Below are 9,561 nucleotides of genomic sequence, written 5' to 3'. Positions count from 1 at the left end.
GTCCTCTCCCCACCCCACCCCCCGGGTTTTTTCCGTTTGGGGGTTCCCCGCCCAAAAACCCCCGCCCCCCCGCGGGGGGGCGCCCCCCCCCCCCCCCCCGGACCCGGGAGAGGCGGCGGGCCGCCGCGGTGTCTACAGGGTGCCCGGGCGCACCAGCCCGCTCTCGTAGGCGTACACCGCCGCCTGCACCCGGTCGCGCAGCTGGAGCTTCGTCAGCACGTGGCCGACATGGGTCTTCACCGTCGTCTCGCTGACGAACAGCTCGGCCGCGATCTCCGCGTTCGACAGCCCGCGCGCCACCAGCTTCAGCACCTCCAGCTCCCGCTCGGTCAGCGCGCTCAGCGCCTGCGGCGGCGCCTCCTCGCCCGAGGGCAGCTTGGTGGCGTACATGTCCAGCAGCCGGCGGGTGATGCTCGGCGCCAGCATCGCCGCGCCGTCCGCGACCACCCGGATCGCCTGCACCAGCTCCTCGGCCGGGACGTCCTTCAGCAGGAAGCCGCTGGCACCGGCGCGCAGCGCCTCCACCACGTACTCGTCCAGGTCGAAGGTGGTCAGCACCAGCACCTTGGCCGGGCCGTCCCGCCCCGGGCCGGCGATCCGGCGGGTCGCCTCCACGCCGTCCATCCTCGGCATCCGGATGTCCATCAGCACCACGTCGGGCTGCAGCGCCCGCACCTGGTCCAGCGCCTGCTGACCGTCGCCGGCCTCACCGACCACCACCAGGTCGGTCTCGGCCTCCAGGATCATCCGGAAACCGGTGCGCAGCAGCGGCTGGTCGTCGACCAGCAGCACTCGGATCGTCACTAGGACTCCTTGCTCATCGGATCCCCCGTGGGATCGCTCTCATCCGACGTACGGGCTTGTGCCGGCACGGGCAGCGGGTACGGCGGCGGGGTGCCGCCGAACTCCGGGCAGCTGGCCTGGTGGTCGCACCAGTCGCACAGCCGGTTGCGGGTGGCCGGGAAGTCCCCGGTCGCCACCGCGTGGCTGATCCGCTCCCACAGCGCCTGCAGCTTGCGCTCCACGGCGAGCAGGTCGGCCTCGTCCGGGTCGTAGCTGACCACGTCCCCGCCCCCGCCGAGGTAGACCAGCTGGAGGCGCTTGGGGACCACGCCCTTCCAGCGCCACACCACCAGCGCGTAGAACTTCATCTGGAACATCGCCTTGCCCTCGAAGTCCCGCGAGGGCGCCCGGCCGGTCTTGTAGTCCACCAGCCGGACCTCACCGGTGGGGGCGACGTCCACCCGGTCGATGTAGCCGCGCAGCAGCAGCCCCGACTCCAGGGCCGTCTCCACGTACAGCTCCCGCTCCACCGGGTGCAGCCGGGTCGGGTCCTCCAGCCGGAACCACTGGCCGACCAGCTTCTCGGCGTCCGCCAGCCAGCGGGTCAGCGCCGCGCCGTCCGGGTCGTCGGGGAACAGCGAGCCCAGCTCGGGGCGCTCGCCCAGCAGCCGCTCCCACTGCGGCCGCAGCAGGCCCAGCGCCCGCTCCGGCGTCCGCTCGGTCGCCGGGCTGTCGAACAGCCGCTCCAGCACCGCGTGCACCAGCGTGCCCCGGGTCGCCGCCGGACTCGGCGGCTCGGGCAGCCGGTCGATCACCCGCAGCCGGTACAGCAGGGGACAGGTGAGGAAGTCCCCCGCGCGGGACGGGGACAGCCCGGTCGGGGGCGCCGCCGGGCGCGCCGGGGCCCCGGCGGCACTGCTGGTGTCGGTCTGCTGCATGGCTAAGACCCTATTGCCCTTCGCTGTCATCGCGCTGCCACCGTGCTGCCACGGCGCCCGGACCGGCCTGACGGCCCCGGCGGGCCGGAGCCGGGCCGGAGCCGGTCCAGGGGCGGTCCAGTGGGTATGAGGCCTGACAGAGGGGCGCGCGGCACCGAGTGGCCGCGATCACGTAGCGTGGGCGCACCGGGGCACGACGGGCGGACGACCGAAGGGATCACGGTGAGCGACACCAGGGGGCAGCAGACCTCCGACCAGCCACCGCAGGACGGCGGGCGCCCCACCGGGCCACGCGCCGAGCGCGGCGGCGGCCTCCTGATGGGGCGCCCCTTCGGCGTGCCCATCTACGTCACCCCGTCCTGGTTCGTCATCGCCGCCCTGATCACCTGGGTGTTCGGCGGGCAGCTCGGCGACGTCCTGCCCGAGCTCGGCAGCGGAGTGCGATACCTGCTGGCCTTCTTCTTCGCGGTCGCCTTCTACGCCTCCGTCCTGGTCCACGAACTCGCCCACACCCTGGTCGCGCTGCGTTACAAGCTCGGGGTACGGCGGATCCAGCTGCAGTTCTTCGGCGGCGTCTCCGAGATCGAGAACGAGGCCGAGAGCCCCTGGCGCGAGTTCTGGCTGGCCTTCGTCGGCCCGCTGCTGTCCCTGGTGCTCGGCGGCGCCTTCTACCTCGCGCTGCGCGCCGTCGAGCTGTCCAGCGTGCCCGGGGTGCTGCTGACCGGCCTGATGGTCTCCAATCTGGTGGTCGCCGCCTTCAACCTGCTGCCCGGCCTGCCGCTGGACGGCGGCCGGATGCTGCGCGCCGTGGTCTGGGCCGTCACCGGCAAGGCCATGACCGGCACGGTGGCCGCCGCCTGGATCGGCCGGGCGCTGGCGATCGCGGTGCTGGTCGGCCTGCCGCTGGTCAGCGCGTCCCGCGGCGGCGAGCGCACCACGACCGACACCCTGGTCGACGCGGTGCTGGCCGCCGTGCTGGCCGCGATCATCTGGAACGGCGCCGCCGGCAGCGTGCGCAACGCCCGGCTCAAGGAGGCGCTGCCCGGCCTGCGGCTGCGCGAGCTCGCCCGCCGCAGCGTCGAGGTCACCGCCGACACCCCGCTCGGCGAGGCGATGCGCCGGGCCCGCGAGGCCGAGGCCGGCGCGGTCGTGGTGGTGGACGGCCGGGGCGACCCGATCGCCATCGTCCGCGAGTCCGCGGTACGCGCCGTACCGGAGCACCGCCGCCCCTGGGTGGCCGTCGGCGCGCTCGCCCGCGACCTCGAACCCGGGCTGCGGCTGGACGCCGACCTCGGCGGCGAGGACCTGCTGCGGGCCGTCCAGGCCACTCCGGCGGGCGAGTACCTGGTGGTCGAGACGGACGGCAGGGTGTACGGCGTGGCCGCGCTCACGGACATCGAGCAGCGCCTCACCGCCGCCGTCTCGGGCAGGTGACCAGGGCCTGGTGAGGCGGGGCGGCCCGCTTCCCTTAGGATTGGCCGCATGTCCGAACCGACCGGTGCCGCCCGCCGACGCGGGCCCTTCCAGGTCGGGGACCAGGTCCAGCTGACCGACCCCAAGGGTCGCCACTACACGTTCACGCTCCAGGCCGGGAACCAGTTCCACACCCACAAGGGTGCGTTCCCGCACGACGAGCTGATCGGCGCTCCCGAGGGCACGGTCGTGCGCACCACGGGGAACGTCCCGTACCTCGCGCTGCGCCCCCTGCTCCCCGACTACGTCCTGTCCATGCCGCGCGGCGCCGCCGTGATCTACCCCAAGGACGCGGGGCAGATCCTGGCGATGGCCGACATCTTCGCGGGCGCCCGCGTGGTCGAGGCGGGTGTCGGCTCCGGGGCGCTCAGCACCTACCTGCTGCGCGCCGTCGGCGAGCAGGGCTCGCTGGCCTCCTACGAGCGCCGGCAGGACTTCGCGGACATCGCCCGGGGCAACGTCGAGCGCTACTTCGGCGGCCCGCACCCGGCGTGGAAGCTGACCGTCGGCGACCTCCAGGACAACCTGGTCGAGACCGACGTCGACCGCGTCATCCTCGACATGCTGGCCCCCTGGGAGTGCCTGGACGTCGCCTCCAAGGCGCTCGTCCCCGGCGGCCTCATCTGCTGCTACGTGGCCACCACCACGCAGATGTCCAAGACCGTCGAGGCGCTGCGCGAGCACGGCACCTTCACCGAGCCGCAGGCCTGGGAGACCATGGTCCGCACCTGGCACCTGGAGGGCCTGGCCGTCCGCCCGGACCACCGGATGATCGGCCACACCGGCTTCCTGCTCACCGCCCGCCGCCTGGCGGACGGTGTCGAGCCGCCGCTGCGCCGCCGCCGGCCGGCCAAGGGCGCCTACGGCGAGGACTACGACAGCGGAGCGCCCGAGGCGACCCTGCAGGAGCGCGCCGCGGCCCGCAAGGCCGCCCGCGAGGTCGAGGCCGAGCAGCCCGACCTGGGCTGACCCCGGAACCCGAGAAGGGGTGGTGCGAGTTCGACGCTCGCGCCACCCCTTCCTTTCGTGGCCGCCTCGGCACCGGTGCACCCTTCGGCTCCCCGGCCGACAGCGCACGGGCCCGGTGTGGGACGATGCTCGCTCACGCAGACCAGCTCCTGGAGCTCTGGAGGGGACGCCTGGTGGAGACCGCGGTCGGGACGACGACGGCGACGGCTGGACAGCAGACACCGCGGGGCCGCTCCGGGCCCGGACACGCGCGAACCGCCCCCTGGCACTGGGCCGTTGCCCTGGCGGGCTGCGGCGCGGTGGTGGCCGCGGCGCTCTCCGCCTCCCCGGCCACGGGTACCCCGCTGGCCGCCGGCGGCACCCCCCAGGCCCTCGCCGCGGGCGCCGCCCCCGACCCGGCGGCGGCCCAACTGCCCATGGACTGCGGCCCCTTCCCGGTCAAGACGGTGCTCAGCGTGCCCGCCGACCTCGGCGACGGGCACCCCGGCACGGTCGTCGCCGCGCACTGCGCCACCGACACCGGCAACCCCCCGGACTCCGCCTACCTGCTCGGCTTCGGCCCGGACGGGCGCCCGGTGGTGCTCGCCACCCTGCTGACCGAGCGCGAGAACCTGACCCTCAGCAAGCTCGCGGTGCGCTCCGACGGCGCCATCACCGGCCACGCGCAGGGGTATTCGGGCGACGACGTGCCGCGCTTCCGCCCCGACGTCTCACTCGACCTCACCTGGACGCACAGGGGCGGCGGCTGGGAACGCTCCCAGTCCGCCGCCCCGGCCGGCTCCGCCTAGGCCTTACTCGGCGTCCGGCCCGTAGACCTCGACCCGGTCGGCGACCCGGCGCACGTGGATGCAGTCGCCGGGGCACTCCTTGGCCGAGTCCACCACGTCCTGAAGGAGCGTCAGCGGCACCGGGGCGGTCTCCCCCGGCTGCTGGCGCAGCTCGTCGTCCGGGCCCTTCACGTACGCGAGTCCGTCGATGTCCAGCTCGAAGACCTCGGGCGCGTACTGGGCGCAGATGCCGTCGCCGGTGCACAGGTCCTGGTCGATCCACACCTCCAGCTCCTCGGTCGCCACCGCGGTCTGCTCGGTCACCGACATGGTCCCCTGCCGTTTCTGTCCCGGGTCGCCCCTATTCCTGGAGCAATCCCGCCATTCGTACAACGATCGGACCCAAGCACCGCGGTCGCGATCGGATATCGCTTCGCTCGACGATACATCTGGCCCGCTTTGGGTGGTGCGCGGTGGGTATCCCCTTAGCAGAGGGGAAGCACGCTGGGGCGAAGATCGGACACGCCCGTTCCATCTTTCTTGATCTAGGGGTTTACGGACCCCTGGTCCCAGGTAGGGTCTGGAAGCGTCCAGCTCCCCGGAGGAGGTGAGGACCGTGGCAGCCCACGATGACGACTACAACCGCAGCACCGGCAGGCCCGCTCGTGGTTCCGACGAGGCCGCTCAGGTCTCGTACCTTGAGCAGGAAATCGCCGTACTGCGCCGCAAGCTCGCCGACTCGCCGCGCAATTCGAGAATCCTCGAAGAGCGGATCGTCGAGCTCCAGACCAACCTGGCCGGCGTGACCGCCCAGAACGAACGACTCGCCTCCACCCTGCGCGAGGCCCGCGACCAGATCGTGGCCCTCAAGGAGGAAGTGGACCGGCTGGCACAGCCCCCGGCCGGGTTCGGCACCTTCCTCGCGGCGAACGAGGACGGTACCGCCGACATCTTCACCGGCGGTCGCAAGCTCCGCGTCAACGTCAGCCCGAACGTCGTCCTCGACGAACTGCGGCGCGGCCAGGAAGTGATGCTCAACGAGGCCCTCAACATCGTGGACGCGATGGCCTTCGAGCGCATCGGCGAGATCGTCACCCTCAAGGAGATCCTGGAGGACGGCGAGCGCGCCCTGGTCATCGGCCACACCGACGAGGAGCGCGTGGTGCGCCTCGCCGAACCGCTGCGCGAGGTCACCATCCGGGCGGGGGACGCCCTGTTGCTGGAGCCGCGCTCCGGCTACGTGTACGAGGTCGTGCCGAAGTCCGAGGTCGAGGAGCTGGTCCTCGAAGAGGTCCCGGACATCGACTACCGCCAGATCGGCGGCCTGAGCAACCAGATCGAGCTGATCCGCGACGCGGTCGAGCTGCCGTACCTGCACGCCGACCTCTTCAAGGAGTTCGAGCTGCGCCCGCCCAAGGGCGTGCTGCTCTACGGCCCGCCCGGCTGCGGCAAGACGCTGATCGCCAAGGCGGTCGCCAACTCGCTGGCCAAGAAGGTCGCCGAGGTCACCGGCCGCCCCCAGGGGAAGAGCTACTTCCTCAACATCAAGGGCCCCGAGCTGCTCAACAAGTACGTGGGCGAGACCGAGCGGCAGATCCGCCTGGTGTTCCAGCGGGCCAGGGAGAAGGCGGGCGAGGGCACGCCCGTCATCGTCTTCTTCGACGAGATGGAGTCGCTGTTCCGCACCCGCGGTTCCGGCGTCAGCTCGGACGTGGAGAACACCATCGTCCCGCAGCTGCTCGCCGAGATCGACGGCGTGGAGGGCCTGGAGAACGTCATCGTCATCGGCGCCTCGAACCGCGAGGACATGATCGACCCGGCGATCCTGCGGCCCGGCCGCCTGGACGTCAAGATCAAGATCGAGCGCCCGGACGCCGAGGCCGCGAAGGACATCTTCTCCAAGTACCTCAGGGACTCGCTGCCCTTCCACCCGGACGACCTCAAGGAGCACGACGGCTCCGTCGAGGCCACGGTGGCGGCGATGATCCAGTCGGTCGTGGAGCGGATGTACTCCGAGACCGAGGAGAACCGCTTCCTGGAGGTCACCTACGCCAACGGTGACAAGGAGGTCCTGTACTTCAAGGACTTCAACTCCGGCGCCATGATCCAGAACATCGTCGACCGCGCGAAGAAGATGGCCATCAAGGACTTCCTCGACCACGGTCAGCGCGGTCTGCGCGTCTCCCACCTGCTCGCCGCCTGCGTGGACGAGTTCAAGGAGAACGAGGACCTGCCGAACACCACCAACCCGGACGACTGGGCCCGCATCTCCGGCAAGAAGGGCGAGCGGATCGTCTTCATCCGCACGCTGGTCACCGGCAAGCAGGGCGCCGAGTCCGGCCGCTCGATCGACACTGTCGCCAACACGGGGCAGTACCTGTAAGCACGCGGTTGTCCGGGCCGGCAGCGGTCCCCGGAGCTGTACGCACACCGTCCGGCTGTGGCGCCTCGCGGCCCCGCAGCCGGACGGCGCGTCTCGGGGCACGCCGGTCGGCGCCGGGTTCTAGGCTCGACCCACCGTCCGCGGGCAGACCGCCGGCGCCGGTGTCGTTCAGCTGTACGTCAGCGTGTTCCGCCCGTCGGGGGCGGGGCACCGGGCAAGGAGGGCCGCATGACCGTACGGCGCGTGATGGGCATCGAGACCGAGTACGGGATCTCCGTGCCCGGGCACCCCAACGCCAACGCCATGCTCACCTCGTCCCAGATCGTCAACGCCTACGCGGCGGCGATGCACCGGGCGCGGCGGGCCCGCTGGGACTTCGAGGAGGAGAACCCGCTGCGCGACGCACGGGGCTTCGACCTCGCGCGCGAGGTGGCGGACGCGAGCCAGCTGACCGACGAGGACATCGGCCTCGCCAACGTCATCCTGACCAACGGGGCCCGGTTCTACGTGGACCACGCGCACCCCGAGTACAGCTCGCCCGAGGTGACCAACCCGCGCGACGCCGTGCTGTGGGACAAGGCCGGCGAGCGGATCATGGCGGCCGCCGCGCAACGCGCGCTGGAACTGCCCAACGGGCAGAACATCCACCTCTACAAGAACAACACCGACAACAAGGGCGCCTCCTACGGCACCCACGAGAACTACCTGATGAAGCGGGCGACGCCGTTCGCCGACATCGTCCGCCACCTCACCCCGTTCTTCGTCTCCCGCCAGGTGGTCACCGGCGCCGGCCGGGTCGGCATCGGCCAGGACGGCTCGGCGCACGGCTTCCAGATCAGCCAGCGGGCGGACTACTTCGAGGTCGAGGTCGGGCTGGAGACCACCCTCAAGCGGCCGATCATCAACACCCGGGACGAACCGCACTCCGACGCCGAGAAGTACCGCCGGCTGCACGTGATCATCGGGGACGCCAACCTCTCCGAGATCTCCACCTACCTGAAGCTGGGCACCACCTCGCTGGTCCTGGCGATGATCGAGGACTCCTTCATCGCCTCCGACCTCGCCGTCGACCAGCCGGTGCGCACCCTGCACCGGGTCTCCCACGACCCGACGCTCAAGCACCTGATCACCCTGCGCAACGGGCGCAAGCTCACCGCGGTCCAGCTGCAGCTGGAGTACTTCGAGCTGGCCCGCAAGTACGTCGAGGACCGCTTCGGCAACGACGCCGACGAGCAGACCGTGGACGTCCTCACGCGCTGGGAGGACGTCCTCGGGCGGCTGGAGCGCGACCCGATGTCGCTGTCGAAGCAGCTGGACTGGGTCGCCAAGCGGGAGATCCTGGAGGGCTACCGCAGCCGGGACGCCCTGGAGTGGGACAACCCGCGGCTGCACCTGGTCGACCTCCAGTACAGCGACGTACGGGCCGAGAAGGGCCTCTACAACCGCCTGGTGGCCCGGGGCCGCTTCGAGCGGCTGCTGACCGAGGAAGAGGTCGAGCGGGCCGTCACCAAGCCGCCGGAGGACACCAGGGCGTACTTCCGCGGGCGCTGCCTGGAGCAGTATGCGGAGCACGTCGCGGCGGCCTCCTGGGACTCGGTGATCTTCGACCTGCCGGGCCGGGACTCGTTGCAGCGCGTACCCACGCTGGAGCCCCTGCGCGGCACCCGCAACCACGTCAAGGAGCTGCTGGACCGCTGCCGCACGGCGGAGGACCTGCTGCGCGTGCTGTCCGGCGGGTAACTTTTCGATCACCACGGGTGAACGTCCGCCGAATGGGAATCATCCGGGGTGGCAGCGGGTGTTGGACAGGGAGCGCCACCGGCAAACCGGGAGCGGCAGTCGCACCTTGTGTATAGGGTCGGTGCCAACCGGCAACGACCGACCGGCCAAACCGTGCCAGACGATTCGAGCGGGGTGAGGGAAATGGCGAGCAAGGACACCGGCGGCGGCCAGCAGCGGGCAAACCGCTCCTCCGAGGAGGTCGAGGAACAGGTCGCGGAAACCCAGAATTCCGATGACCTCAAGGAACGCCAGGAAAAGCTGAGCGACGACGTCGACGCGGTGCTGGACGAAATCGACGAGGTCCTGGAGTCGAACGCGGAAGATTTCGTGCGCGGCTTTGTGCAGAAGGGTGGGCAATAGCCCTTTCCCGGTATTCGGGAATTCACGGTCGCGACCGTCCCGGGGGGGGGGGCGGGGCGGGGGCGGGGCGCCCCCCGCCCCCCCCCCCCCCCCCCCGGGGGCGGGT

9 protein-coding genes are annotated in these 9,561 nt (G+C 71.5%); 6 read left to right on the top strand and 3 right to left on the bottom strand.

Going from position 1 to position 9,561, the window contains the following annotated elements:
- Positions 1–132: 132 nt before the first annotated feature.
- Positions 133–804 (bottom strand): response regulator, encoded by a 672-nt coding sequence (locus tag ACFV1W_RS39210; protein WP_380422209.1) that lies wholly within the window; start codon positions 802–804, stop codon positions 133–135.
- Positions 804–1,721, bottom strand: a complete 918-nt coding sequence (locus ACFV1W_RS39205; protein WP_380422208.1) for a RecB family exonuclease — start codon at positions 1,719–1,721, stop codon at positions 804–806. The genes ACFV1W_RS39210 and ACFV1W_RS39205 overlap by 1 nt, the downstream gene beginning before the upstream one ends.
- 216 nt (positions 1,722–1,937) lie before the next feature.
- Here ACFV1W_RS39205 and ACFV1W_RS39200 point away from each other — a divergent pair, with 216 nt between their 5' ends.
- The 3 genes from ACFV1W_RS39200 (at position 1,938) to ACFV1W_RS39190 (ending at position 4,951) form a co-directional block, all read left to right on the top strand.
- Positions 1,938–3,155, top strand: coding sequence for a site-2 protease family protein (locus tag ACFV1W_RS39200; RefSeq protein WP_380422211.1), 1,218 nt, complete (start codon positions 1,938–1,940; stop codon positions 3,153–3,155).
- Positions 3,156–3,203: 48 nt separating this feature from the next.
- Positions 3,204–4,163 (top strand): tRNA (adenine-N1)-methyltransferase, encoded by a 960-nt coding sequence (locus ACFV1W_RS39195; protein WP_380422206.1) that lies wholly within the window; start codon positions 3,204–3,206, stop codon positions 4,161–4,163.
- 125 nt (positions 4,164–4,288) lie between these two features.
- On the top strand, positions 4,289–4,951 hold the full coding sequence (locus ACFV1W_RS39190; protein WP_380422205.1) for a hypothetical protein: 663 nt from the start codon (positions 4,289–4,291) through the stop codon (positions 4,949–4,951).
- Between the two features lie 3 nt (positions 4,952–4,954).
- Here the strand turns inward: ACFV1W_RS39190 and ACFV1W_RS39185 are convergent, their stop codons facing one another.
- Entirely contained in the window at positions 4,955–5,260 is a 306-nt protein-coding gene (locus ACFV1W_RS39185) for a ferredoxin (RefSeq protein WP_380422203.1), read from the bottom strand.
- Positions 5,261–5,546: 286 nt separating this feature from the next.
- Between ACFV1W_RS39185 and arc the strand changes: the two genes are divergently transcribed.
- The 3 genes from arc (at position 5,547) to ACFV1W_RS39170 (ending at position 9,455) form a co-directional block, all read left to right on the top strand.
- Positions 5,547–7,313: a proteasome ATPase gene (gene arc, locus ACFV1W_RS39180; RefSeq protein ID WP_380422201.1), complete on the top strand. Its 1,767-nt coding sequence runs from the start codon at positions 5,547–5,549 to the stop codon at positions 7,311–7,313.
- 228 nt (positions 7,314–7,541) lie between these two features.
- Positions 7,542–9,053 (top strand): depupylase/deamidase Dop, encoded by a 1,512-nt coding sequence (dop, locus tag ACFV1W_RS39175; protein WP_380422200.1) that lies wholly within the window; start codon positions 7,542–7,544, stop codon positions 9,051–9,053.
- A 183-nt stretch (positions 9,054–9,236) separates the two neighbouring features.
- Positions 9,237–9,455, top strand: a complete 219-nt coding sequence (locus tag ACFV1W_RS39170) for a ubiquitin-like protein Pup (protein WP_030286125.1) — start codon at positions 9,237–9,239, stop codon at positions 9,453–9,455.
- Positions 9,456–9,561: the final 106 nt, after the last annotated feature.

The organism is Kitasatospora sp. NPDC059648 (assembly GCF_042734825.1).
In the GTDB taxonomy this organism is placed as follows: domain Bacteria; phylum Actinomycetota; class Actinomycetes; order Streptomycetales; family Streptomycetaceae; genus Kitasatospora.
Note: the sequence above shows the minus strand (reverse complement) of the source record. Positions and strands in the feature narration are given on the sequence as shown.

Excerpts from the sequence above, each read along its gene's own strand:
- dop (WP_380422200.1), top strand. The coding sequence starts at position 7,542 with ATGACCGTACGGCGCGTGATGGGCATCGAGACCGAGTACGGGATCTCC.
- ACFV1W_RS39205 (WP_380422208.1), bottom strand. The coding sequence starts at position 1,721 with ATGCAGCAGACCGACACCAGCAGTGCCGCCGGGGCCCCGGCGCGCCCG.
- ACFV1W_RS39190 (WP_380422205.1), top strand. The coding sequence starts at position 4,289 with ATGCTCGCTCACGCAGACCAGCTCCTGGAGCTCTGGAGGGGACGCCTG.
- ACFV1W_RS39185 (WP_380422203.1), bottom strand. The coding sequence starts at position 5,260 with ATGTCGGTGACCGAGCAGACCGCGGTGGCGACCGAGGAGCTGGAGGTG.
- ACFV1W_RS39170 (WP_030286125.1), top strand. The coding sequence starts at position 9,237 with ATGGCGAGCAAGGACACCGGCGGCGGCCAGCAGCGGGCAAACCGCTCC.
- ACFV1W_RS39195 (WP_380422206.1), top strand. The coding sequence starts at position 3,204 with ATGTCCGAACCGACCGGTGCCGCCCGCCGACGCGGGCCCTTCCAGGTC.